Origin of the sequence: Nocardia sp. NPDC051030 (genome assembly GCF_040683015.1) — a bacterium.
Lineage (GTDB): Bacteria > Actinomycetota > Actinomycetes > Mycobacteriales > Mycobacteriaceae > Nocardia.
Window position 1 is genome coordinate 55873 of the sequence record NZ_JBFBCD010000014.1, and the last position, 23971, is coordinate 79843.

Genomic DNA, 23971 nt, shown 5'->3' on the forward strand with positions numbered 1-23971 from the left:
ACCCGGACCGTGTCGCACAAAGATCTGCCGGTCGATCCGACCGTGATCAACTGGATCAACCGACCAGCTCGCGACGGCCGGTTGATCCGAGCGAATTTCGTTGCCGTTCGGAGATATTCGGCGGGCAAACTGGCCGCCGTGCATCCGCTCCCACCGAAACAGCTGCTGCTTCAGGCCTGCCGCGGCCTTCCCCCCGAAGATCATCCCGTATTGCGCTCCGCCGGCTTACTCGCGGACCTGCACGAGCGGAGGCTGACGGCGGAGGCGGGCGCCACCGCCCCCATCGACCATGACCGCGTCAGACTGGTGCTCGATATCGACCGGTGGGTGGCGGCCGAACTTCCGAAGGCCGACCGCGACGCCCACCTGCACACCGAAACCGTCGGCACGGTGGTGGATCGCCTGGCCCAATTCTCCGCACTGGCCTACCTGACCCTGGCCATGTCCCCCGACGACGCGATTCAGGAAGCCGCACAACGCCTCACCGAATTGGCCATTGCCTACGAGCATCTGGCCGGTGATCTAGCCGCGGGCCGCCGCCGCCTCCCCAACCTGACCGGAAACCGCGAATACGAATACTGAATCGATGTCGGCGGCGCCCGACGAGGGGGCGGGGCGCCGCCGACAGCACGGATGGATCATGCGCAATCCACCGTCGCGGCCCCGGCCGAGCGGTACGAACCCGGTATCCGCGGGGAGTGTGCGGAGGCAGTAACCAGGCCCGTCACCTGACAACCACCCGATCCGAAGCAGCGACACCCCAAATCCTGCGCCCCATTCCTCGGAACGAGCCATGTCTCCGCTGTGAATCCGCTGTGAGCCAAGCCGATCCGGCAGGAGAGCTGAGCGGCCCGATGCTCCGGCAAGTACTCAGCCGGAATCCCGCCGGACAGCCCATGTCTCCGCGGTGAGCCCACCTGATCCGGCCGGAGAGCGAATCCCGCCGGGTGGAGTGGATTCCGGCCACAGGCACGCTGGGATGACGGGTGTTTTTGATGACGGGTGTTGTTCCGTCGAGTGCTCAGACCTCCGCGGATTCGGTAGGGAGTGTGGGGGATTCGGGGAGGAGGGCGCGGATGGCGTCGATGGTGTCGGCCTCGGCGGGTTCCTTGTCGGGGCGGTAGCGGACTACTCGGGCGAAGCGGAGGGCCGCGCCGCCGGGGTAGCGGGGGCTGGTTTGGACGCCGTCTATGGCGATTTCGACCACCAGTTCGGGGAAGAGGTAGACGGTGGTGGCGTCGCGTTCGCGTTCGTGGCGGGGGAATTCCGCGGTCTGCCAGGCGAGTAGGGCGTCGGTGAGGCCCTTGAAGGTCTTGCCGACCATGATCGGGTCGCCGCCCTCGGGGTCGCGCGCGCCGAGATGCAGATTGGAGAGGTAGCCGGTGCGGCGGCCGTAACCCCATTCCGCGCCGAGGACGATCAGGTCGAGGGTGTGGGTGGGTTTGATCTTCTGCCAGGCGCGGCCGCGACGGCCCGCGGCGTAGGGGGCGTCCAGGGATTTGATCATGATGCCCTCATGGCCCGCGGCCAATGCGCCGTCGAAGTATTCGGCGGCGGCCTCCGCGTCGGGGGCGATGAGGGCCGGAATACCCAGACCGTTCACCACTTTCGCGAGGGCGGCGCGGCGCTCACGCAGGGGTGCGTCGAGCAGGTCGGTGCCGTCCAGATGCAGGCAGTCGAAGAAGTACGGGTGCAGCAGCAGTTCCTGGGCGGAGGCCGCACCGAAGCGGCTCATGGTCTCCTGGAAGGGGCGGGGTCGGCCGGAATCATTGAGCGCCAGGGTTTCCCCGTCCAGCACCACGCTGGTGCAGTCCATTCCCCGCACCAATTCCACCAATTCAGGCACGCTGGCGGTGATATCGCGCAGGGTGCGGGTGAACACCCACACCTTGTCACCGTCCCGATGCACCTGAATGCGCGCGCCGTCCATCTTGATCTCGACGCTCACCTCACCGCCGAACTCGGCCATGGCGGCATCCAGCGCCGCGCCCGGCGAGGCCAGCATGGGTTGAATCGGCCGCCCGACCTCCAGCTTGAAGTCGGCCAGCGCCGCCGCCCCTCCGGTGCGGGCCGCGAGCGCCGTCACCGGTAGTCGCCCGGACAGCATGTGCGCCCGCCGCACCTGCTCGACCGGCACCTCGAAGGCCACCGCCACCGCCTCGGCCACAATCGCGGTGAGCGCTCCCTGCCGCATCTCCCCGCCTAGTAATCGCACCAGGAATTCGTGCTCATCCTTGGTCGCGGCCGTGAACAAGGACCCGAGCAGTTCCTTGCGCCGCGCCGTCGACCCATTCCCGGAGACCGCCGCGAGCTCGGTGAAGACCCGATCGACCTCCCCCACCGGCAGCGTGGCCGCCTCCGCCGGAGCGACCTCCATCGCCATGAGCGTCCGCCACCCGGTCCCGATCCGCCCTTGCGGCAGTTCACCCGAAACCCAGGCCACGACCTGCGCCAATTCCCCGGGCTCGGCCCGGCGCAATAGCTCGGCGAGCACGGCGATCTTCTTTTTCCGCGAAGACGTCGCGCGCACACTCTGCGAGGCTTCGACCACATCGGACAGCAGCACGTCCCGACCGTAACCCGGCCATCCGACATCTCTGTGACTCATCGCTCAACAGCGATGTTAATTTCCTATTGGCAGGTTTGCGAAAACCCTCATAAGCTGGGCGCATGGCCAAGACTTTCGTCGGCGCGCGGCTTCGCCAGCTGCGTACCGAACGCGGGCTGAGCCAGGTCTCCCTCGCCAAGAAGCTGGAGATATCGGCAAGCTATCTCAACCAGATCGAGCACGATGTGCGCCCGCTCACCGTACCGGTGCTGCTGCGGATCAGCGAGGTGTTCGGCGTCGACGCGGGCTTCTTCTCCTCCCAGGACGACACCCGGCTGATCGCCGAACTCCAGGAAGTCGTGATGGATCAGGAGCTCGGCATCGAGGCCGACGCGCAGGAGATCGCCGAAATGGTTTCCGCGCACCCGGGTTTGGCGCGCGCCATGGTGAATATGCATCGCCGCTACCGCAATACGACCGCGCAGCTGGCCGCGGCCACCGAGGACCGGTTCTCCGACGGCAGCGGCTCCGGCGCCATCTCCAAACCGCATGAGGAAGTCCGCGACTATTTCTATCAGCGGCAGAACTACATTCACGAATTGGATACCGCCGCAGAGGAACTCGCCAATCGCATGCGATTCCACGGTGGCGACCTGAAGCGTGAGATCCCGCGCCGTCTCACCAGCGCGCACGGCGTCCAGATCGTCGAACGCATCGACCTGGGTGACGGCCTGCTGCACCGCTACGACAACGAAACGCGTCGCCTCGAAATCGCCCCCCACCTGTCCGGCGGTCAGCGCGTCTTCAAACTCGCCGCCGAACTCGCCTATCTGGAATGCGGCGACCTGATCGAAAAGATGGTCGAGGAAGGCAATTTCTCCAGCCCCGAATCCCGAGTCCTGGGGAAACTGGGCCTGGCCAACTACTTCGCGGCAGCGACTGTCCTGCCCTACACCCACTTCCACGAAATGGCCGAGGATTTCCGCTACGACATAGAACGCCTCTCGGCCTTCTTCACCCAAAGCTACGAAACCATCTGCCACCGCCTCTCCACCCTGCAACGCCCCAACCTCCGAGGCGTCCCCTTCTCCTTCGTCCGCGTGGACCGCGCCGGCAATATGTCGAAACGCCAGTCCGCCACCGGTTTCCACTTCTCCTCCAGCGGCGGCACCTGCCCCCTCTGGAATGTCTACGAAACCTTCGCCTACCCCGCCAAAATCATGACCCAGATAGCCCAAATGCCCGACGGCAGAAAATATCTCTGGGTAGCCCGAACCGTAGAACGCCGAGCCACCCGCTACGGCGAACCCTCAAAGATCTTCGCCATAGGCCTGGGCTGCGAACTCCGCCACGCAGGCCGAGTCGTCTACGCCGACGGCCTGGACCTCAACGACCCCAAACCCACCCCCATCGGCGCAGGCTGCCGAGTCTGCGAACGCTCCAACTGCCCCCAACGAGCCTTCCCCCCACTAGGCAAACTCCTAGACATAAGCGAACACCGAAGCTCCATCTCCCCCTACGTAATCCAGTAATCGATCACGGCTCGAACGGCGCCCACAACCACCAATTCAGGTACGTATAGTCGAAACTGCGCCCCGGCCAAGAGACCTCGACCAGCATTGTCTGGTCACCGGATTTCACGTCCTTGCAGGTCGCCATGGTGAACGGAGCGGCTGGATCGATGGGCCGGTACAGCGCCACCGACTTCCTCCCAACCTCCTTGTCACGAACCCGCACCGTGTGAGCATCGAGATACTTCTGCATATCGCCGGGAGTGGCGTATTGCGTGTACCAGGTGGCGACGTCGTGGTCATCGGTGCAGGTAATCTGCCGAACCGGCACCGGATCACCCGCCTGCACCACAATCGTGCCTACTGCCGAACACCGTGCACCCATATAGCCGGTGCCCGCCGGATCTCGCGGAATCAAGCTGAGAAAGGAATACGCGATAGCGGAATGCTCGCCCCACGACGCCTGCGTCGGCCGCGGCCTATGGTCCCCTGCGCGAAGGAATTTCCAGTAGAAGCCCGCCGCCCCCACACCTATGACAGTCACCAGCGTCAGCACCATCAACACAATCGAGAGCGTTCGCCAGCTGGACGGCACTTGTCCCGGCGGCGGAAGCTGAGGCGGCCGCATCCCGGGAGGGGGCATCCGATACCCCGGCGGTGGAGTCATCGCTGCTCGAATGGGGCGGGCTGCCACCACTGGTCGCGCACCTCATCGAATGTGTGTCCCGGCCAAGAGACTTCGACCAGGTTCGTCCGAGCCTGGAGCAGCACATCCTTGTAGGTGGCCAGCGCGAAAGGAGCCGCCGGGTTCGTGGGTCGGTGCAGTTGCAGCGGCAATGGGCCTCCGGTCCCGCCCGAGACGTCCCGCTCCTCGACCCGCACCGTGTGAGCGGCAAGGTAGTTCGTCAGATCGTCGGGGCGGGCGTACTCGGTGTACCAAGCGGTGACACCATCCGGCTGGGTGCAGGTGATCTGACGAACGGGCACCGGATCGCCTTCCTGCACGACGATGGTGGCCACGGTCGAACAGTGCGCCCCACGCCAACCCGTACCCGCGGGATCGTTGGGAATCAGTCCAGCGAAGGAGTACGCGAGCGACGTGTACGCACCCCAGGGCAGCGGATTCGGACCGTGCGGGCGGAAGAACTTCCAGTAGATCCCGGCCGCACCGGCGGTGGCCACCAGTGCCAGGACCATCAGCAGGACCGAGACGGTCCGCCAACTGGAGGACACCTGCCCCGACCGGGAGGGCCGAGACGGCGGCAATGGATGTGGTGGTAACTGATACGCGATGGTCGGCTGCGCTGGTGGTTGCGCGGGTGGAGGCACCGGCACGGCCGACAGCAGGGGTGCGGCCGCCGGGTAGGGCGGCGTGATCGGGGGCTGCCTGATGAGGGCCTGCTGTGCCGCGTCGGCGAATTCGATACAGCCGATGAATCTTTCGTCCGGGTTCTTGGCCATCGCCCGCGCGATCACCGCATCGATCGCCGCGGGCAGGTGCGGCACCACCAGGCTGGCCCGCGGTACCGGTTGGGTGAGGTGCGCGGCAACCATTGCGCCGGGATTGGTCGCCGTGAAAGGCACCGCACCGGTGAGGAGCGTGAACAGGGTGCAACCGAGCGCATACTGGTCGACGCGGTGATCCACCGGCTTTCCCGAAAGCTGTTCCGGCGCGGCATAAGCCAAGGTGGCCAGGAGGTCACCGGTTTTGGTCAGCTGGTTGCGATCATCGCGGAGGCGGGCAATACCGAAGTCGCCCAGCAGGACTCGATCGCCACCGCGCCCGGCGGTCAGCAGGATATTGGCCGGCTTGACATCCCGGTGCAGCACACCACGCTCGTGCGCGTAGTCCAAGGCGTCCGCGGTCTGCCGCACGATCTGCACCGCCCGCATCGGCTCCAGCGGATGCCCGGCGAAGTCCGCCGCGTCGGAGCCGTCGACGTACTGCATCGAAATCCACAGCTGCCCGGCATCGGCCCCGCGATCCAGCACCGAAACAATATTCGGATGGTCCAGGCGGGCAGCCACATCAGCCTCGCGCTCGAACCGGCGGCGCACATCCTCGTCCGCATACAGATCGCGATTGAGCAGCTTCAACGCGACCATCCGAGGTAGCCGCGGATGCCCGGCCAGATACACGGTGCCCATTCCGCCGCGGCCGAGCTCCCGTTCGATCCGATACTCGGCGAACACCGCGCCGGCAACGAGCCCCGCCCCTTGCATCACAGCACCTTTCCGCACCAGCCGATCGAACGGCTCCACCTTACGGAGCCACATTCAACCATCCGTCACCCTCAGGACGGCTGGGTGTACACGCCGGACTGCTACGGCCAGGAACCGTATCGCTACTGACGTCAGTAGCGGGAAGCTATTGGAATCGGGCCGGTCTCAGCGTTGTTGGGGCCGGTCCGAGTGGTGTGAGGGGAAATTCATGTCGCGGAAACATCGGCAATCGGAGGTTCATCGAGAGTCATTCCGGCGCAATACTTCCCGTTTACCGTTCCCCCCACGAATACCCCGTTGTATACGCGGCGGTATTCGCACGCGGCGCAGTTGGCGTCGCCGGAGACCGTGTAGTGAGAAGGGCCCGACCACATGCAAGATTTCTTCCGCCGGGGCAGTAACCGGCGTCTGATGCAGGCGATCACCATTCCTACCGCGCTGGCGCTGTCCGCTGTGCTGGTCGCCGGATGTGGTTCGCGGGACAGCGATACGGCGGCGGGGTCGAACGCCAAGTCCTGCGTTGATACGTCGAAGGACACGATCAAGATCGGGTCGCTGCACTCGCTGACCGGCACCATGGCCATCAGTGAGGTCACTGTCGCCAATTCCACCAAGCTGGCGGTCGATCAGATCAATGCGGCCGGTGGGGTGCTCGGTAAGAAGGTCGAGCTGGTGCTCGAGGACGGGGCATCCGATCCGAAGACGTTCGCGGAGAAGGCCGAGAAGCTGATCAGCTCTGACTGTGTCGCGGCGGTGTTCGGCGGCTGGACCTCCTCCAGCCGTAAGGCCATGAAGCCCAAGTTCGAATCGCTGAACTCGCTGCTCTACTACCCCGTCCAGTACGAGGGCCTGGAGGACAGCAAGAACATCTTCTACACCGGCGCCACCACCAACCAGCAGATCATTCCGGCGCTGGACTACCTGAAACAGAAGGGCATCACGTCCCTCTACCTGGTCGGCTCCGACTACGTGTTCCCGCAGACCGCCAACCGCGAGATCAAGGCCTACGCCAAGGCCAACGGCATCGAGATCAAGGGCGAGGACTACGCGCCGCTCGGCTCGACCGACTTCTCCACCATCGTGAACAAGGTCCGCAATGCCAAGGCGGGCGCGGTCTTCAACACCCTCAACGGTGACTCCAATGTCGCGTTCTTCCGCGAGTACGCGAATGCCGGACTGAATGCCAAGGATATGCCGGTGGTCTCGGTATCCATTGCCGAGGAAGAGGTCGGCGGTGTCGGCGTGCAGAACCTCGCCGGTCAGCTGACCGCCTGGAACTACTACCAGACCGTCGACTCCCCCGCGAACAAGGCGTTCGTCGACGCGTACAAGGCCGCCTACGGCGCGGGCAAGCCCACCTCGGACCCGATGGAGGCCGCGTACACCTCGGTCTACCTGTGGAAGAACACGGTCGAGAAGGCGAAGTCCTTCGCGGTGGCCGACATTCAGAATTCCGCCGACGGCGTCAGCTTCGACGCGCCGGAGGGCACCGTCACCATCGACGGCTCCAACCACCACATCACCAAGACCGCGCGCATCGGTGAGATCCGCCCCGACGGCCTCATCTACACCGTGTGGGATTCCGGCAAGGCCGTGCAGCCCGACCCGTACCTGAAGTCCTACGACTGGGCCAAGGGCCTGAAGTAAATCGGTAGCCGGGCTGATGAGGGGCGGCCGGTGCGAGATCTCCTGGATCAGCGGGGATTTCGAACCCGCCGCGCGGCAGGCATCCACCGATCCGAGGGAGACGCGCCGCTCGCCGGGCGGGGCGCGAACGAACAACAGAGGTATTCACAATGGAAGTCGCTGTCGGACAGCTGTTCACGGGCTTGAGTCTCGGCTCGATCCTGCTGCTCGCCGCGCTCGGCCTGTCGCTGACCTTCGGTCAGATGGGCGTGATCAATATGGCGCACGGCGAGTTCATCATGGCAGGCTGTTACACCACATATGTTGTACAGCAGACCATCTCGTCCACCGGGGTGGCATTGATCGTCTCCCTGTTCGTCGGCTTCCTGGTCGGCGGCCTGCTGGGCGCGGCCCTGGAAATGGGCCTGATCCGCTGGATGTACGACCGACCGATGGACACCCTGCTGGTCACCTTCGGCGTCGGCCTGGTGCTACAACAGGCCGCGCGCAATATCTTCGGCGCGCCCGCTAAGAACGTCGTCACCCCCGACTGGTTGACCGGCGGTCTCTCCATCGCGGGAACCGTCGTCCCCAAAACCCGCATCTTCATCATGGTGCTGGCCGTGGCCGCGGTGATCGCGCTCGCCACCGCCATGAAAACCACCCCGCTGGGCCGCCGCATTCGCGCCGTGGTGCAGAACCGCAGTCTCGCCGAAACCTCCGGCGTCTCTTCACGTCTCACCGATATCAGCACCTTCTTCATCGGCTCCGGCCTAGCCGCGGTCGCGGGCGTGGCGCTCACCCTGATCGGGTCGACCAGCCCCACCATCGGACAGTCCTACCTCGTCGACGCCTTCCTGGTGGTGGTGATCGGCGGGCTCGGGCAGATCAAGGGCACCGTCATCGCGGCCTTCGGCATGGGCCTGGTGAACTCGTTCGTCGAATACTCGACCACCGCCTCGGTCGCCAAGGTGATCGTCTTCGTGGTGATCGTGATCTTCCTGCAGGCGCGCCCGCAGGGCCTGTTCACCGTCCGGACGAGGAGTCTGGCATGACCATCGTGCAGCGCCTGCGCGCTACCTCACCCCTGAAAACCCTGGGCGGCTTCGCCATTGCGGCGCTCGTACTGTTCGGCCTCGCCCCCGCTATGCTCAGCGACTTCCGGTTGAGCCTGCTCGCGAAGTTCATCTGCTTCGCCATTGTCGCGGTCGGTATCGGCCTGGCGTGGGGGCGCGGCGGCATGCTGGTCCTCGGACAGGGCGTGTTCTTCGGCGTCGGCGCGTACATCATGGCCATGCATATGCAGATGGCCGATGCCGTCAAGGCGCATGAGGACGTGCCGGAGTTCATGACCATCGCCGGAATCTCCGAATTGCCGTCGTACTGGCAGCCTTTCGCCTCCGCACCGGTCGCCCTGCTGGGCATTCTGATCGTGCCCGCGCTGATCGCCGCCGTGCTCGGATTCGGTGTGTTCAAGCGGCGGGTCAAGGGCGCGTACTTCTCCATCCTGAGCCAAGCGCTGGCGGCGGCCATGGCGATCCTGCTGACGGGGCAGCAGACCATCGGCGGATTCACCGGGCTGTCGGACTTCAAGACGTTCTTCGGGTACCGGCTCGATGATCCGATCAACCGCCGCATGCTGTTCTTCATCGCGGCGGGGGCCCTGCTGGTGGTGGTCGCCATTGCGCGACAGTTGATGAACAGCCGGTATGGCGAACTGCTGATCGCGGTGCGCGATCAGGAGGAACGCGTGCGATTCCTGGGTTATGACCCGGCCAATATCAAGATCGTCGCGTATGTGGTGGCGGCGTTCTTTGCCGGTATCGCGGGCGCGCTGTTCACTCCGATCGTCGGTATCATCTCGCCCGCGGATATCGGCGTGGTGCCGTCCATCGCGTTCCTGATCGGCGTCGCCATCGGCGGCCGCACCACCCTGCTGGGTCCGGTGCTGGGCGCGATCGGCGTGGCCTGGGCGCAGACCTCGTTCTCCGAGCACTTCCCCTCCGCGTGGACATACCTGCAGGGCGCACTGTTCATCGTGGTCGTCGGCTTCATTCCGGCCGGACTGGCCGGATTCGGTCCACTGGCAAAGCAATTGCTGGAACGCGTGCGGCCCGCCAAGGAAGAGGCGGCCGGACCGATCGTCGCGACCGAGCCGACCACCGAAGCCCCGGCGGCCGAGCCCGAACCCGCGAGCGAAGAGAAGGTGGAAGCACGATGACCGCACCCGTGCACGAACCCAAGCTCGGCGGCAATGCCGGGATGGACAGCGAATACCTCGAAATCCGCGGTCTCTCCGTCAGTTTCGATGGCTTCAAGGCCGTCACCGAGGTGGATCTCACCGTCCTGCAAGGCGATCTGCGCTTCCTGATCGGCCCGAACGGCGCGGGCAAGACCACGCTGATCGACGCCATCACCGGCCTGGTCTCCGCCACCGGTTCGGCGCAGAAGTCCGGCGCGGAGCTGATCGGCAAGAAGGTGCATCAGATCGCCCGCCTGGGCGTGGGCCGAACCTTCCAGACCGCCAGCGTCTTCGAGCAGCTCACCGTATTGCAGAACCTCGATATCGCGGCCGGGTCGGGTCGGTCCGCGCTCACCCTGCTGCGCAAACGCAAGTCGGTGCTGCCCGCCATCGAGGAGGCCCTGGAAACCACCGGCCTCACCGCACTGCGCGACAAGCCCGCCGGTGTCCTCGCGCACGGCCAGAAGCAGTGGCTGGAAATCGGCATGCTGCTGGTGCAGAACGCGGCGGTGCTACTGCTCGATGAACCCGTCGCGGGCATGAGCGCCGAGGAACGCGAGGAAACCGGAAACCTCTTGCGCCGCATCGGCAGTGAGCGCGTGGTCATTGTCGTGGAACACGATATGGACTTCATGCGCGCCTTCGCCAGCTCGGTGACGGTGCTGGCCGGCGGCCGAGTCCTCAGCGAGGGCACGGTCGAACAGGTGCAAGCCGATCCCAAGGTGCAGGAGGTCTACCTCGGCACCGCCGCGGCGGGCGAACTGCCGCCGGTCGAAGCAGAACAGGAGGGCGTCGATGCTGGAGATCACTGACCTACGCACCGCGTACGGCCGCACCCAGGTGATTCACGGTGTGACGCTGCGGGTTCCGGACGATGGCGTGGTCGCGATCATGGGCCACAATGGCGCGGGCAAGACCTCGCTGCTGCGCGCGGCGGTGGGGCTGCTCCCGGCGAAATCCGGGAAGATCACCTTCAATGGGAACGACATCACCAAGATGTCGCCCTCCCGGCGGGTGAAACGCGGCATCGCCTATGTGCCGCAGGGGCAGCAGTCGTTCCCGCAGCTGTCCACCATGGAAAACCTCCAGGTGGTGGCCGACGGCCGCACCCGCGGCAAGGAACTCATCGCCGAATCCCTGGACCTGTTCCCGGCATTGAAGGAACTGCTGACCCGCAAGGCCGGTCTGCTCTCGGGCGGCCAGCGGCAGCAGCTCGCCATCGCCCGCGCCCTCATCACCGAACCCACACTGCTGATCCTCGACGAGCCGACCGAGGGCATCCAGCCGTCGGTGGTGGCCGAGATCGAGCGCACCATCCTCGATCTCACCAATCGCGGTGGCTTGAGCGTGCTGCTGGTCGAACAGCACATCGGGTTCGCGTTGCAGGCCGCGAACCACTACTACGTGCTGCAGTCGGGCCGCGTGACCTCCTCGGGTGCGGGCGGTGCGGGCGCGGAATCCGCCGTCCGCCTGGCCATGGCGATCTGATCGGACGACCCGTGAACGCGCGCAGGGGGCGTATTCCATTGTCCGAGCGGGTCTATCGAGCATTGCAACGGGATCTCGCGGCGGGGACGCTGGTGCCGACCGAACGACTCGGTGAGGAACGCCTCGCCGAAACGTACGGCGTCTCCCGCACTCCAGTCCGCGAGGCCCTGGCCCGCCTCTACGCCGACGGCCTGCTGGAACGCCAGCCCGACGGCTTCTACCCGTACCGGCCCCGAGTGGACGAACTCGGCGACCTGTACGAACTCCGAATCGTGCTGGAAGCCAGGGGAATCCAGCGGCTGCTGCATACTCCGTCTGCCGTCGCCGAGCCCCTCGAACCGACACGCCTCACCGCCAACGGGGCTGGAAGCACACCGATCACCAGCGGAACAACCACCGGCACAGCGCGATCCACCGGCTCGGCCGCGTCAGGGCGGACCATATCGAGCGGTCATGGCCACGACACCGCCGCCATCGAACAGGAACTCGACACCTGGCGTCACCTGCGAGCCAACCCGCCGGAGCCCGGAGCTGCCCTCATAGCGGCCGACGAGCAGTTCCACACCAGAATCCTCGTGGCAGCGGGCAATACGGCCCTCGCCGACGCCCTCACCACGGTGCACGCCCGAGTCCGTCCCGTCCGCGCCCTCGACATGCCCACTCCCGAACGCATAGCCGCCATGACCGACGACCACATAGCCATCGCCGAACACGTCCTGGCCGGAGACCTGGATTCCGCCCTCCGCACCCTCCTCGCTCACCTCACCAGCTCCCGAGCCCACGTCCTCACCCGGGCCCGCCGCGCCCTGGAACTCACCAAACTCGCCCGGGCCGTCCGGGAGTAAGGCCGAGCTTTCGGGCGGACGGGGGCAAGGGTTGGCGTAATCGGTGCTGGTTGGGGGTTGGCGTGGGCTGTTAGCGTGAGGCCATGGTGTCGACGCAGCCACGTATCGCACCCGGGCGACTCCGGGAGCTCGGACCGGTCAACTGGGTTGTCTGGCAGGTGCTTTCTCGCGCGGCGGGGACCGATGACGCGCATTTGTTCAGCACGCTGGGACGGACCAAGGGTTTGTTCCGGGGGTGGCTGCACTTCTCCGGCAAGCTCATGCCCGGGGGGAGCCTGCGGCGGTACGAGTCCGAGCTGGTGATTCTGCGGGTGGCTCACCTGCGGGCTTGTGACTACGAGATGGACCATCACATTCGGCTGGGTAAGCGGGCGGGCGTGACGCAGGAGATCCTCGAACGCCTGAAGGCCGGGCCCGACGCGCCGGGATGGTCCGACAAGGAGCGTGCGCTCCTGACCGCCGTGGACCAGCTGGTCGCCACCCGCGATCTCGACGACACCGCCTGGCAGACCCTCTCAGCGCACTACGACGAGCGGCATCTCATCGAAATCGTGCTGCTGACAAACCAGTACGAGGGCCTCGCCAGCACCATCACCGCCCTGCGGATCCAAACCGACCACTGACCCGCACCGCCGCGATCGAAGGCATCTCCTCGGTCGCGGCCCGCGAATTCCCGTTGTCCCGAAGCGATTCGGCCTCCGCCGCTTCTCCCGGCCAATCCCCTCGCACCCGCGCGTGCATATGCATGTCATGCCACCCGTCCTCGTGTAATGCCGAACTCCGGTTGACGCCCTCCAGCGCGAACCCGGACTTCGACGCCACCCGGCAGGACGGCGAATTGTGCACCGAATGCTGCAATTCCAGCCGATGGAATCCGGCCACCTCGAACGCCCACGCACTCAAGGCCCGTACCGCCCGCGGCGCGATCCCGCGCCCCCGAGCCGAGGGCACCACCCAATAGGCGACCCCCGCCAATCCCTCATGTAAATCCATGTGCCGCAATGCGACTCGCCCCGCGATCCGCCCCGATCGACTGTCCGCCACCGCCCAATGGGCGTCCACACCCCCATCCCAGGCCTTGGCCCAGGTATCCACCCAATCCCCCGCCTCCTCCACCGATTCCGCCGTCCGCGCATGCCATCGCTGAATCGCCGGATCCTGAAACGCCGCGAATACCTCCGGCCCGTCCCGCCGCAGCCAAGCCCGCAACACCAGCCCATCCCCCACCGGCAGCACCGGCTGCACCCCCCGGGCAAAAAACTCAGCGGCAACGATCGCCGATGTCGAGCGCGGCATAGCTGGAATTCTGCCTGCACACCCCCACCCCCGCACCGCTATTCCCAGCTCCCATTTCAGATCGTGAACCCAGCACGGGTTCACACCCCTACCGTTCGGCACGCACCCCTCGCCGAACGCCCGCGAGGGGTGCCGAACCGAAGAATGTGAACCCTGCGCGGTGTTACGGGCCTAACTGGGTGTGGGACGCTTTGTCCGGTTTCCCATCGGTAGGATTGCTGGTTCGAGCAGATCCGCCTCAGGAGGTCCCGGATTGCCGCACCAACGCCCGGAACGGCCCCGGCTGTGGGAGCAGCACTGCTGCCTGCCGCTGCTGCCGTCCGCGGACATCACCGATTTGGCGCGGTATCCGCTCGGCTCGTATCTGTCGGTGAACGTGGGGTATTCGCTGCACTCCCTGCGGGATTCCCTCGAAATGGTGGATCAGTTCCGGCGGGATGCGTTGGCGGACGGGCGGTTCCGTATCGTCGACACGATCGATGACGCCTGGCCCGATGCGGCGCAGGAGGATTCGGATCGATCGGATTCGGACGCGACCATCGCGCTCGCCTTCGACCTCGAGGATTCCGGCCCGCTGGAGGGCGATCTCGACAATGTCCAGGTGTTCTACGACCTGGGTGTCCGGTCATTGCTGCCGACCTACAACTACGCGAATGCCGCCGGGTGCGGCTGCCTCGATACCGAGGACACCGGCCTCACCGCCTACGGCCGCGACCTCGTCCGCACGCTGAACCAGGTCGGCATGTTCGCCGACGGCTCACACTGCTCCCCGCGCACCGGCCTCGACATCGCCGAGATCAGCAGCGCTCCGATGATCTACAGCCACTCGAATTTCGCGGCGCTGTGGGAACATCCGCGCAATATCACCGATGAGCAGGCCTGCGCCTGCGCCGCCACCGGCGGGGTGATCGGCATCAATGGCGTCGGAATCTTCCTGGGCCGCAATCGGCCCGCCGAGCGCGCGGAGCGGGTCGCGGCCATGGCGGATCACATTGCCTACGGCGTGGAACTGGTCGGCATCGACCACATCGGCGTCAGCTCGGACTTCTCCTTCGACGGCGACCAGTTCAATGAGGAGGTCGCCGAGAACCCGCAGGCCTTCTCCGAGGACTTCACCCGCTGGGGCCCGCTGCAATGGACGCCGCCGGAGGACCTGCTCGGCGAATCCGACGTACCGGGATTGCACGAGGTGCTGGCGGACCGCGGCTTCACCGCCGCCGACCGGGCCGCCATATTCGGCGGCAACTTCGCCCGGCTGGCGCGGAAGGTCTGGCGCTGAACTCGGTCCCGCTGCCCGATCTCGACCGCGTGGCGCTTCACCGTCCGCGACGGCCTGATCAGCCGTTTTGAAACCGGACAAGCGTGATCTCGGCATTCGTGCTCGTCCCGGCGGGTCGTGATCGCCGCGCCGAGTGTCCGCGGTCTCACCGACCAGGGGGATGGATGCGTGCGATCGGGGCGACAGGGTTAGGCTCGCAGGCGTGACTTCCCACTACGATGTCGTCGTTCTCGGCGCTGGTCCCGGCGGTTACGTCGCCGCGATCCGTGCCGCTCAACTCGGCCTGCGAACAGCAATTGTCGAGCAGAAATACTGGGGTGGCGTGTGCCTGAACGTAGGCTGCATCCCCTCCAAGGCACTGCTGCGAAATGCCGAACTGGCCCATATCTTCACCAAGGAGGCCAAGACCTTCGGCATCAGCGGGGAGGCCAGCTTCGATTTCGGTGCGGCCTTCGATCGCAGCCGTAAGGTCGCGGACGGCCGGGTCAAGGGCGTCCACTTCCTGATGAAGAAGAACAAGATCGACGAGTTCGACGGCCTCGGCTCGTTCGTCGACGCGAACACCCTCTCGGTCGCGCTGACCAAGGGTGGCAGCGAGACCATCACGTTCGACAATGCGATCATCGCGACCGGCACCGTCACCAAGCTGCTGCCGGGCACGTCGCTGTCGGCGAATGTGGTCACCTACGAAGAGCAGATCATGACCCGCGACCTGCCGGGTTCGATCCTCATCGTCGGCGCGGGCGCGATCGGCATGGAGTTCGGTTACGTCCTCAAGAATTACGGCGTCGACGTCCGCATCGTCGAATTCTTGGATCGCGCGCTGCCGAACGAGGACGCCGACATCTCCAAGGAGATCACCAAGGCGTACAAGAAGCTCGGCATCACCATCTCCACCGGTGCGGCCGTGCAGTCCATCGACGACGACGGCTCCAAGGTCACCGTCGCGATCAAGGACAACAAGACCGGCAATATCGAGACGGTCACCGTCGACAAGGTGTTGCAGGCCGTCGGCTTCGCCCCGCGTATCGACGGCTACGGCCTGGAGAACACCGGCGTGCAGCTGACCGACCGCGGCGCGATCGCGATCGACAATGTCATGCGCACCAACGTCCCCCATATCTACGCCATCGGTGACGTCACCGCGAAGCTCCAGCTCGCGCACGTCGCGGAGGCGCAGGGCGTCGTCGCCGCGGAGACCATCGGCGGCGCGGAAACCCTGCCGATCGACGACTACCGGATGATGCCGCGCGCCACCTTCTGCCAGCCGCAGGTCGCCAGCTTCGGCCTCACCGAGCAGCAGGCCCGCGACGAGGGCTACGACGTCAAGGTCGCCAGCTTCCCGTTCCAGGCCAATGGCAAGGCGCACGGCCTCGGCGATCCGACCGGTTTCGTGAAGCTCATCTCCGACACCAAGTACGGCGAACTCCTCGGCGGCCACCTCATCGGCCCCGACGTCTCCGAACTGCTCCCCGAGCTGACCCTGGCCCAGAAGTGGGACCTCACGGTCAACGAACTGGCCCGCAATGTCCACACCCACCCGACCCTGTCGGAGGCCCTGCAGGAAGCCATCCACGGCCTCGCCGGCCACATGATCAACTTCTGATCGGACAACTTGCAGCCAAATCCCGAGACCGGCCCGGCCCCAGCGGAAACGCTTGGCGCCGGGCCGTTTTCGTACCCACCATCGAGTGTTCATCGGTGCAGGCATCGTGCGGGAAGAGCCCAGCACCAATGGACACTCGTTTACGGTCCCGGGGGATCAGTCGCGGTGGTAGGCGTCCTGGGCGGCGACGATCGATTGGATATTGGATTCCAGGATTTCGATCAGGCCCATGAGCTGGTCGGCGACTTTTTCGCCCAGGTCGGTGAGGGTGTATTCGACGTGCGGGGGGATGGATTGCTGGACCTCGCGGTGGACCATGCCGTCGCGTTCGAGGGTTTGCAGGGTTTGCGAGAGCATGCGTTCGCTGATGCCGTCCACTCGGCGGCGGAGGGCGCTGAAGCGGAAGGGGCCCTCGCGCAGGGCGGCCAGGGCGAGGACGCCCCAGCGGCTCGCGACGTCCTGTAGCACCGGGCGGGAGGAGCAGTTCCGGGCGAAGACGTCGGCTTCGAGGGTGGGGTCGGTCGCGAAGGCCTGGGCGGAGTCCTGGCCGGGACCGGGATCGGGCCGCGTGCTCATGGGATCGAGGTTACCTAACGCTGTGGGTTGTAGTGCGGAATAGTCTGTGCTTACTATTAGTAAGTACAGTCCGATAGAGCAGTTCATTCCCCAACCTGGAGGTAGTCATGACCGTCGCGGTCACCGGAGCAAGTGGTCAGCTGGGTCGTCTCGTCGTCGAGTCGCTGCTGCGGGAGGGCGTCCAGCCGGTCGCCATCGTCCGCGATCCCGCCAAGGTGGCCGATCTGGCCGAGCGCGGAGTGGACGTCCGGCAGGCGAGCTACGACGATCCGGCCGCCCTGGATCGCGCCCTCGAGGGCGTCGACCGGGTGCTGCTGATCTCGGGCAATGAATTCGGCAAGCGAGTAGCCCAGCACACCAATGTGATTCGCGCCGCCGAGCGCGCCGGGGTGGAACTGCTGGCCTACGCGAGCATCCCGAACGCCGAGCGCAACCCGCTCATCCTGGCCCAGGAGCACATCGGCACCGAAGCCGTGCTCGATGCAGCCACCGTCCCGAACGTGCGCCTGCGCAATAGCTGGTACTGGGAGAACTACACCAACGGCCTCGCCCACACCGTCGAAGCCGGGGTCAAGTACGGCTCCGCCCGCGAAGGCCGCGTGGCCGGTGCCGCCCGCGCCGACTACGCCGAAGCCGCCGCCAAGGTCCTCACCACCGACGGCCACGCCGGACAGGTCTACGAACTCGGCGGCGACCGCCTCACCTACGTCGAACTGGCCCAAGCGATCTCGGACGCCGCAGGCAAGCCGGTCCGCTACCAGGACGTCCCCCAGGCCGACTACGCCGCCGCCCTCGAAAACGCTGGCCTCGACGCCAATTACGCCGCCGTCCTAGCCGACGCCGACGCGGGCATCGCCGAAGGCATCCTCGACGTCGACTCCGGCGACCTCGAAAAACTCCTCGGCCGCCCCGCCACCCCCGCCGTCGAAGTCTTCCGCGCAGCCCTCAACTGATCACCCCAGGCGTCTCGTTCAAGATCAGGGAGCTGTGGTGGCGGGAATTCGGGCGTGAGAGCGCGCTGACAGCTCCCTGATCTTGATTCGCGCCGTCCGAGCGCTCTAGGGCGCTGCTCGTCTCTGGCACCGGATCAACCTTCACGCGGGCTGGATTCTGTTGCGGTGTTGTCGCATTCGCGAGCGCGGGCGTGAAGTAGTGCTTTCTCGCTTGCGTTGGTGGTCAGCTTTGCGGCTCGGAGGAATTCGTCGCGCGCTTCGACGTGGCGGGCCAGTCGGGCGAGCAGGTCGCCTCGGACGGCGTGCAGTAGGTGATAGTCGTCGAGGGTGCCGGTGGCGGCTACGGCATCGGTGAGTTCGAGGCCAGCGGCCGGGCCGTGCAGCATGGTGACTGCTACGGCTCGGTTCAATTCCACGATCGGGGACGGGAAGCGTTCGGAGAGAACGGCGTACAGGCCTGCTATGCGTCGCCAGTCGGTTTCGGGGGCGGTGGGGGCCATGGCGTGTACGGCGGCGATCGCCGCTTGGAGGGCGTAGCGGCCGGTCGGCAGGTCGTGGATGCGGCTGGCGGTGTGGGCACGGGCCAGGGCGGCGAAGCCGCGGCGGATGTAGAGGCGGTTCCAGCGGGAGCGGTCTTGGTCTGCCAGGAGGACCAGGGTGTTGGCGGGGTTGCTGCGGGCGGTCAGGCGGGAGGCTTGGAGTTCGAGCAGGGCGGCGAGGCCGTGGGTTTCCGGTTCCTCGGGGAGGAGGGCGGTGAGGATGCGCGCCAATCGCAGTGCGTCCTCGCATAATTCGGTGCGGGCCCAGCGGTCGCCCGCGGTGGCGGTGTAGCCCTCGTTGAAGATCAGGTAGATGACCTCAAGGACCGACGTCAGGCGGGCGGCCAGCTCCTCGCCCCGCGGTACCTCGTAGGGGATCCGCTTGGTGGCAATGGTGCGTTTGGCGCGGACGATGCGTTGCGCCACAGTCGGTTCCGGCACCAGGTAGGCGCGGGCGATCTCTGTGGTGGTCAAGCCGCCGACCATGCGCAGCGTCAAGGCCGCGCGGGCCGGTGGCGACAGCACCGGATGGCAGGCGGTGAAGATCATCCGCAAGAGATCGTCCTCGATGCCGGAGTCCGGCTGCGGTGCGGGCTCTTCCGCGGTGAGCAGTTGATGCCCGAGCAGCGGGAGCTTGCGGGCGAAGGCGGCATCGCGCCGAATTCGGTCTATGGCACGGTGTTTCGCGGTGAGCATGAGCCAGCCGCCGGGGTTGGGCGGTACGCCGTCGCGCGGCCACTGCTCCAGGGCCGCGACGTGGGCGTCCTGGGCGAGCTCCTCGGCCGTGCCGATATCGCCGACCAGGCGGGTCAGCCCGGCGACCAGCCGAGGCCACTCGATCCGCCAGGCCGCCACCACCGCCCGCCGCGCCCGCTCCCCGGGCGGCTGCTCACTCATCGGATTCCGCTCAGTCCTCCACCGCGAGTTGCCGGACCTCGACCTCGATATCCCATTCCGGGCCGTGCACCCGCAGGAATCGCGATGCCCATTCCACCGCCTCCTCCGACGATCGAGTCTGTAGCAGGCAGTATCCGCCGATGAACTCCTTGGATTCGGTGAACGGCCCGTCGAGGACGGTCTGCACGCCGCCGGTCTGCCGGATGCGGGTGCCCTCCTCGACCGGTCGCAAGCCATTGGTGTCGAGCAGCACGCCCGCCTTGGTCATTTCCTCTATGAGCGTGTTCATCTCGGCCATCAGCTGCTCGTCGGGCCCGCTGTCGGGCACGGTCGCGGGGTCGAGGCGGATCAGCACCATGTGTCGCATGTTCGGATTCTCCTTCTCAGGCAAGGCGGTAGCGGAGGTAGACGGCACCCCAGTCGAACGATTTCGATTCGAGCAGGTCCAGGTCGAGCTTGGACTTGTCGGGGAACAGCGGCGTGCCGGAGCCGATCGTGACCGGGTGCACGATGATTCGGAATTCGTCGATCAGGCCGGTGTCGATGAACCAGTGCACCAGTTTCGGGCTGGCGTAGATGGCCAGTGTGCCGCCCTCTTTCGCTTTGAGTGCCTGAATCTGAGCCGCGGCGTCGGCGGCGATGATGCGCGTGTTCTCCCAGCCGGGGGTGTCCAAGGTCGTCGAGAAGACGAGTTTGTCGACGCCCGTGACCCATTCGGCGTGGGCGCGTTCCGCGGGCGTCGCCTCCGGATTGGCGGGCACCGTCGACCAGTAGTCCCGCATGCCCTCGAAGGTCCGGCGGCCGTAGACGGCGGTGTCCACGTCGGCTCGGACGTGCTGATTGCCGAAGTCGTTCACCTCGGGGCTGTATGCCCGGTATGTCCACTCGAAACCGATGCCGGTCTGCGAGTCGACGTACCCATCCAGGGTCATGTTCTCTATAGCTACTACTTTTCGCATTGCGCGTCTCCCGTTCGGCGGGCCGCGTTTCGGCCCTACCTGTATGCCTCGAACGGGAGTGCGCGGAATCGACACGGTCGGCGAAAGTTTCTTCCGGGACCGTCGGATCGGGTCAGTACCAGTGGTGGGCTTGCCAGAAATCCCAGGCCGCGGCGGGGCTGCCGTAGCGCTGGACCATGTAGCGGTAGGCCCAGCGCAACTGGGTGATCGGATTGAACAGCCAGTCCGGGCCCTCGGTGAACATCTTCTCGGCGGGCAGGGCTTGAGCCAGACCGTATGCGCCGGAGGTCGGGTTGACGGCGAAGACCCGCCACCCGCTTTCCCGGGTGATGATCTCGTCGAACGCCCCGAACTGATCGAGCGGAACGATGGTGAGCGCCACGGTCTTCAGCGCCGGGGCCGGGTAGGAGAACCGGGGCTCCAGCACGTGGGCCAGGCCGACGACGACGCTCGACGAGAGCCCGGAGGACAGGCTCGCGTATACCTCGGGCAAGGCCCCGGACAGCTCCGCCAGGATCGCTTGATCGATCGGAGGGGGTGCTGCCTGCGCGGTAGGGGCGGCGCAGCCGATTGCCACCGGCACGAGCGCGCCCATCAGCAATGCGAACGCTTTCACGACTATGTGGAGCGAATGGTGTCAACGGAAACGGACCATACGACATTTCACATTCGCGGGCCCGGCAGTGACACGGCGAGTCGTAGACTTTCTCGCGACCCGCCGGTCAGCCGTCCGTGCTGATCAGGGCCTTTCTCGCCCGCTCAGACCCACTGCACGAGCTGAATGACGATGCCATTGGGGTCAACCGTCTGGAAGTACCGCTCCCCCCAGGGCTCGGTCTCGATCGGCGTCACGATCTCCACCCCCTCGCCGCGCACCCGCTCATACTCCGCGTCGATGTCCTCGACCACGAACACCACGAGCGTCCCCTGCCCGGCGTGCCCCGCGATCCGCTCCGGCTTGAAGGTCGACAGCCCGGTCCGCAGATAAATGACATTGAGCCCGGCATCCGCCCGACTCAGCGATACGAACCCGTCCGCCGACATCTCCTCGGCAAACCCGAAGTGCTCGACCAAGAATTTCGCCGAAGCCCCGGGATCAACCACATTCAGCGAGAGCGCGCAACCGGTGATCTTCATAGTTCCTCCTGCATGCCGAAAACTCCGTACGTTGTACGCCATACTTTGTACAAAACCTCGACGCGGCCTGCACTATGACGCACGTCACCGAATGAACCGGTGCTCGATGCGCGGCGTACCGGGGTGGCGGTCCGACTCGGCTGAAAGCCCGGCACCGGTTCGGCAACAATGTGGGGCATGACCGGTGTTGGAGAGAGCGTGACGGATCCCTACCTGTGGCTCGAAGAGGTCACCAGTGAGAGCGCCCTGGATTGGGCGCGGGCGCACAACAAGGTGGTGATGGACCGGTTCGCGTCGTCGGACCGGTTCACCGGCCTGGAGTCGCGCATTCTGGCCATGCTCGACACCGATACCCGCATCGCCTACCCGGGGCGGCGCGGGCAGTGGCTGTACAACTTCTGGCGCGACGGCGATCACGCGAAGGGCCTGTGGCGGCGCACCACCTTCACCGAATACGCCAAGGACGAACCGGCCTGGGAAGTACTCATAGACCTGGACGCGCTCGCCGAGACCGAGGGCGAGAACTGGGTGTGGGGCGGGGCCGCGGTGCTACGACCGGAGCAGTCCCGGGCGCTGATCAGCCTCTCGCGCGGCGGTGCGGACGCCAAGGTGGTGCGCGAATTCGATATCACCACACAGACATTCATCGCGCCGGAGGACGGCGGCTTCCATCTGCCGGAGGCGAAGTCGGAGATCCGCTGGATCGATATCGACACCGTCTATGTGGGAACCGATTTCGGCGACGGCTCGCTCACCGATTCCGGCTATCCGCGAATCGCCAAGCGCTGGAAGCGCGGAACGCCGCTGACCGACGCGCAGACCGTATTCGAGGGCGAGGCGGGCGATGTCGCGGTCTCGGCCGGATACGACCGAACCCCCGGCTATGAACGGCATTTCATCGGCCGAGCCACCGACTTCTTCAATGAGGAGGTGTACCTCCTCGAGGAGGACGGTGCGCTCCGCCATATCGAGGTGCCCACCGACGCCTCCGAATCCTGGTACAAGGATTGCCTGCTGGTGCGGCTCAAGACGCCGTGGGAAGTCGCCGGGAAGACGTATCCGGCGGGCGGCCTGCTGGCCATCGACTTCAATGAATTCCTCGCCGGGTCACGCGATTTCGAGGTGCTGTTCACCCCCGACGAGCACACCGCGCTGCACGGTTACGGCTGGACCGAGAACCATCTGATCCTGATCACCCTGCAGGATGTGCAGACCAAACTGCACGTGCTCACCCAGGGCCCGGACGGCTGGGCGCGCGAGGATCTCGCCGATGCGCCGCCCATGGCCACCACCAGCGTCATGAACCTCGACCCGCTCGAGGGCGGCGATGAATTCATGCTCTCCACAAGCGGTTTCACCAGCCCCACCACGCTGCTGTCGAGTTCGGTGGGCGGCCCCACCGAGGTGCTCAAGCGCGAGCCGGAGTTCTTCGATGCCGCGGGCGTGGAGACCGAGCAATTCTTCGCCCGCTCCGATGACGGCACCATGGTCCCGTATTTCGTGATCCGCCACCGCGATACCAAGGGTGCGCCCGCCCCGGCCATCATGTCCGGCTACGGCGGTTTCGAGGTGTCCCGTACACCCGCCTACAGCGGCGCCTCCGGCATGGGCTGGCTGGAACGGGGTGGCACCTGGGTGATGACCAATATTCGCGGTGGCGGCGAATACGGGCCGCAGTGGCATACGGCCGCGCAGAAGGCCAACCGCCACAAGGTGTATGAGGACTTCTCCTCGATCGCCCGCGATCTGGTGGCGCGCGGCATCACCACGCATGAGCAGCTGGGTGCGGTCGGCGGCAGCAATGGCGGCCTGCTCATGGGTGTCATGCTCACCCGATACCCGGAGTTGTTCGGGGCCATCGTGTGCCAGGTGCCGCTGCTGGATATGAAGCGCTATCACCTGCTGCTGGCGGGCGCGTCCTGGATCGCCGAATACGGTGACCCGGACAAGCCGGAGGAGTGGGAGTACCTCTCGAAGTACTCCCCGTACCAGAACACCAGCGCGACAGCGGATTACCCGCCAATCCTGCTGACCACCTCCACCCGGGACGACCGCGTGCACCCCGGTCACGCCCGGAAGATGGCCGCGCTCTTGGAATCCCAGGGCCATCCGATCTGGTACCACGAGAATATCGAGGGCGGTCATGGCGGTGCGGCGGACAATAAGCAGTCCGCGTTCCAGGCCACGCTGATCTACGAGTTCTTCACCCAGATGCTCATCGAGGATCGCAAGCGCCCCTGACGCGT

At 65.9% G+C, this 23971-nt stretch carries 23 protein-coding genes; 13 read left to right on the forward strand and 10 right to left on the reverse strand.

Features of this window, described 5'->3' with window-relative positions:
* Positions 1-9: 9 nt before the first annotated feature.
* Entirely contained in the window at positions 10-582 is a 573-nt protein-coding gene (locus AB0N05_RS37230; protein WP_364703409.1) for a DUF4254 domain-containing protein, read from the forward strand.
* Between the two features lie 439 nt (positions 583-1021).
* On the opposite strand, the gene AB0N05_RS37235 is transcribed toward AB0N05_RS37230, so the two are convergent.
* On the reverse strand, positions 1022-2566 hold the full coding sequence (locus AB0N05_RS37235; RefSeq protein ID WP_364703412.1) for an ATP-dependent DNA ligase: 1545 nt from the start codon (positions 2564-2566) through the stop codon (positions 1022-1024).
* Positions 2567-2670: 104 nt separating this feature from the next.
* Between AB0N05_RS37235 and ramB the strand changes: the two genes are divergently transcribed.
* Positions 2671-4080 carry an acetate metabolism transcriptional regulator RamB gene (ramB, locus tag AB0N05_RS37240; RefSeq protein WP_364703414.1) on the forward strand — a complete coding sequence of 470 codons (1410 nt, stop codon included), beginning with the start codon at positions 2671-2673 and terminating at the stop codon, positions 4078-4080.
* Positions 4081-4084: 4 nt separating this feature from the next.
* Here ramB and AB0N05_RS37245 read toward each other — a convergent pair whose 3' ends face one another.
* Together AB0N05_RS37245 and AB0N05_RS37250 are read right to left on the reverse strand one after the other, a co-directional pair.
* A complete protein-coding gene (locus tag AB0N05_RS37245; protein WP_364703417.1) occupies positions 4085-4624 on the reverse strand; it encodes a hypothetical protein in 540 nt (179 codons plus the stop codon).
* Positions 4625-4722: 98 nt separating this feature from the next.
* The gene (locus AB0N05_RS37250; protein WP_364703420.1) at positions 4723-6282 is read right to left on the reverse strand and encodes a serine/threonine-protein kinase; all 1560 of its coding nucleotides are present in this window, start codon (positions 6280-6282) and stop codon (positions 4723-4725) included.
* A gap of 411 nt (positions 6283-6693) precedes the next feature.
* Between AB0N05_RS37250 and urtA the strand changes: the two genes are divergently transcribed.
* The 7 genes from urtA to AB0N05_RS37285 all read left to right on the forward strand — a co-directional run bounded on the left by urtA (position 6694) and on the right by AB0N05_RS37285 (position 13106).
* On the forward strand, positions 6694-7929 hold the full coding sequence (gene urtA / locus AB0N05_RS37255; RefSeq protein ID WP_364703527.1) for an urea ABC transporter substrate-binding protein: 1236 nt from the start codon (positions 6694-6696) through the stop codon (positions 7927-7929).
* A 149-nt stretch (positions 7930-8078) separates the two neighbouring features.
* Positions 8079-8963, forward strand: a complete 885-nt coding sequence (gene urtB, locus AB0N05_RS37260; RefSeq protein WP_364703422.1) for an urea ABC transporter permease subunit UrtB — start codon at positions 8079-8081, stop codon at positions 8961-8963.
* Entirely contained in the window at positions 8960-10129 is a 1170-nt protein-coding gene (urtC, locus tag AB0N05_RS37265) for an urea ABC transporter permease subunit UrtC (protein WP_364703425.1), read from the forward strand. The genes urtB and urtC overlap by 4 nt, the downstream gene beginning before the upstream one ends.
* Positions 10126-10962, forward strand: a complete 837-nt coding sequence (gene urtD / locus AB0N05_RS37270; RefSeq protein WP_364703428.1) for an urea ABC transporter ATP-binding protein UrtD — start codon at positions 10126-10128, stop codon at positions 10960-10962. The genes urtC and urtD overlap by 4 nt, the downstream gene beginning before the upstream one ends.
* Entirely contained in the window at positions 10946-11638 is a 693-nt protein-coding gene (urtE, locus tag AB0N05_RS37275) for an urea ABC transporter ATP-binding subunit UrtE (RefSeq protein ID WP_364703431.1), read from the forward strand. The genes urtD and urtE overlap by 17 nt, the downstream gene beginning before the upstream one ends.
* 11 nt (positions 11639-11649) lie before the next feature.
* Complete coding sequence (locus AB0N05_RS37280) at positions 11650-12483, forward strand: GntR family transcriptional regulator (RefSeq protein WP_364703434.1); 834 nt, start codon at positions 11650-11652, stop codon at positions 12481-12483.
* Positions 12484-12566: 83 nt separating this feature from the next.
* Positions 12567-13106, forward strand: a complete 540-nt coding sequence (locus AB0N05_RS37285) for a carboxymuconolactone decarboxylase family protein (protein WP_364703436.1) — start codon at positions 12567-12569, stop codon at positions 13104-13106.
* On the opposite strand, the gene AB0N05_RS37290 is transcribed toward AB0N05_RS37285, so the two are convergent.
* Entirely contained in the window at positions 13075-13779 is a 705-nt protein-coding gene (locus AB0N05_RS37290) for a GNAT family N-acetyltransferase (protein ID WP_364703438.1), read from the reverse strand. The two genes, AB0N05_RS37285 and AB0N05_RS37290, sit on opposite strands and share 32 nt — an antisense overlap.
* Before the next feature lie 253 nt (positions 13780-14032).
* Between AB0N05_RS37290 and AB0N05_RS37295 the strand changes: the two genes are divergently transcribed.
* Together AB0N05_RS37295 and lpdA are read left to right on the forward strand one after the other, a co-directional pair.
* Positions 14033-15058, forward strand: a complete 1026-nt coding sequence (locus AB0N05_RS37295; RefSeq protein ID WP_364703441.1) for a membrane dipeptidase — start codon at positions 14033-14035, stop codon at positions 15056-15058.
* A gap of 202 nt (positions 15059-15260) precedes the next feature.
* Complete coding sequence (gene lpdA / locus AB0N05_RS37300; protein ID WP_364703443.1) at positions 15261-16664, forward strand: dihydrolipoyl dehydrogenase; 1404 nt, start codon at positions 15261-15263, stop codon at positions 16662-16664.
* 156 nt (positions 16665-16820) lie between these two features.
* Here lpdA and AB0N05_RS37305 read toward each other — a convergent pair whose 3' ends face one another.
* Complete coding sequence (locus AB0N05_RS37305) at positions 16821-17240, reverse strand: helix-turn-helix domain-containing protein (protein ID WP_364703446.1); 420 nt, start codon at positions 17238-17240, stop codon at positions 16821-16823.
* Between the two features lie 107 nt (positions 17241-17347).
* On the opposite strand from AB0N05_RS37305, the gene AB0N05_RS37310 reads away from it, so the two are divergent.
* A complete protein-coding gene (locus AB0N05_RS37310; protein WP_364703449.1) occupies positions 17348-18193 on the forward strand; it encodes an SDR family oxidoreductase in 846 nt (281 codons plus the stop codon).
* Positions 18194-18327: 134 nt separating this feature from the next.
* Here AB0N05_RS37310 and AB0N05_RS37315 read toward each other — a convergent pair whose 3' ends face one another.
* The 5 genes from AB0N05_RS37315 to AB0N05_RS37335 all read right to left on the reverse strand — a co-directional run bounded on the left by AB0N05_RS37315 (position 18328) and on the right by AB0N05_RS37335 (position 21725).
* Positions 18328-19629, reverse strand: a complete 1302-nt coding sequence (locus tag AB0N05_RS37315) for an RNA polymerase sigma factor (protein WP_364703452.1) — start codon at positions 19627-19629, stop codon at positions 18328-18330.
* Positions 19630-19639: 10 nt separating this feature from the next.
* Positions 19640-19996 carry a YciI family protein gene (locus tag AB0N05_RS37320; RefSeq protein WP_364703455.1) on the reverse strand — a complete coding sequence of 119 codons (357 nt, stop codon included), beginning with the start codon at positions 19994-19996 and terminating at the stop codon, positions 19640-19642.
* 16 nt (positions 19997-20012) lie between these two features.
* Positions 20013-20588 (reverse strand): dihydrofolate reductase family protein, encoded by a 576-nt coding sequence (locus tag AB0N05_RS37325; protein WP_364703458.1) that lies wholly within the window; start codon positions 20586-20588, stop codon positions 20013-20015.
* A 112-nt stretch (positions 20589-20700) separates the two neighbouring features.
* Complete coding sequence (locus tag AB0N05_RS37330; protein ID WP_364703461.1) at positions 20701-21204, reverse strand: lytic transglycosylase domain-containing protein; 504 nt, start codon at positions 21202-21204, stop codon at positions 20701-20703.
* A gap of 143 nt (positions 21205-21347) precedes the next feature.
* A complete protein-coding gene (locus tag AB0N05_RS37335; RefSeq protein ID WP_364703464.1) occupies positions 21348-21725 on the reverse strand; it encodes a VOC family protein in 378 nt (125 codons plus the stop codon).
* Between the two features lie 177 nt (positions 21726-21902).
* Here AB0N05_RS37335 and AB0N05_RS37340 point away from each other — a divergent pair, with 177 nt between their 5' ends.
* Positions 21903-23966, forward strand: a complete 2064-nt coding sequence (locus AB0N05_RS37340; protein ID WP_364703466.1) for a prolyl oligopeptidase family serine peptidase — start codon at positions 21903-21905, stop codon at positions 23964-23966.
* Positions 23967-23971 lie beyond the last annotated feature (5 nt).

Coding starts and splice junctions, on each gene's coding strand:
- ramB (WP_364703414.1), top strand. CDS start 2,671: ATGGCCAAGACTTTCGTCGGCGCGCGGCTTCGCCAGCTGCGTACCGAA.
- AB0N05_RS37250 (WP_364703420.1), bottom strand. CDS start 6,282: ATGCAAGGGGCGGGGCTCGTTGCCGGCGCGGTGTTCGCCGAGTATCGG.
- urtA (WP_364703527.1), top strand. CDS start 6,694: ATGCAGGCGATCACCATTCCTACCGCGCTGGCGCTGTCCGCTGTGCTG.
- urtB (WP_364703422.1), top strand. CDS start 8,079: ATGGAAGTCGCTGTCGGACAGCTGTTCACGGGCTTGAGTCTCGGCTCG.
- urtC (WP_364703425.1), top strand. CDS start 8,960: ATGACCATCGTGCAGCGCCTGCGCGCTACCTCACCCCTGAAAACCCTG.
- urtD (WP_364703428.1), top strand. CDS start 10,126: ATGACCGCACCCGTGCACGAACCCAAGCTCGGCGGCAATGCCGGGATG.
- urtE (WP_364703431.1), top strand. CDS start 10,946: ATGCTGGAGATCACTGACCTACGCACCGCGTACGGCCGCACCCAGGTG.
- AB0N05_RS37285 (WP_364703436.1), top strand. CDS start 12,567: ATGGTGTCGACGCAGCCACGTATCGCACCCGGGCGACTCCGGGAGCTC.
- AB0N05_RS37290 (WP_364703438.1), bottom strand. CDS start 13,779: ATGCCGCGCTCGACATCGGCGATCGTTGCCGCTGAGTTTTTTGCCCGG.
- AB0N05_RS37305 (WP_364703446.1), bottom strand. CDS start 17,240: ATGAGCACGCGGCCCGATCCCGGTCCCGGCCAGGACTCCGCCCAGGCC.
- AB0N05_RS37310 (WP_364703449.1), top strand. CDS start 17,348: ATGACCGTCGCGGTCACCGGAGCAAGTGGTCAGCTGGGTCGTCTCGTC.
- AB0N05_RS37315 (WP_364703452.1), bottom strand. CDS start 19,629: ATGAGTGAGCAGCCGCCCGGGGAGCGGGCGCGGCGGGCGGTGGTGGCG.
- AB0N05_RS37320 (WP_364703455.1), bottom strand. CDS start 19,996: ATGCGACACATGGTGCTGATCCGCCTCGACCCCGCGACCGTGCCCGAC.
- AB0N05_RS37325 (WP_364703458.1), bottom strand. CDS start 20,588: ATGCGAAAAGTAGTAGCTATAGAGAACATGACCCTGGATGGGTACGTC.
- AB0N05_RS37335 (WP_364703464.1), bottom strand. CDS start 21,725: ATGAAGATCACCGGTTGCGCGCTCTCGCTGAATGTGGTTGATCCCGGG.
- AB0N05_RS37340 (WP_364703466.1), top strand. CDS start 21,903: ATGACCGGTGTTGGAGAGAGCGTGACGGATCCCTACCTGTGGCTCGAA.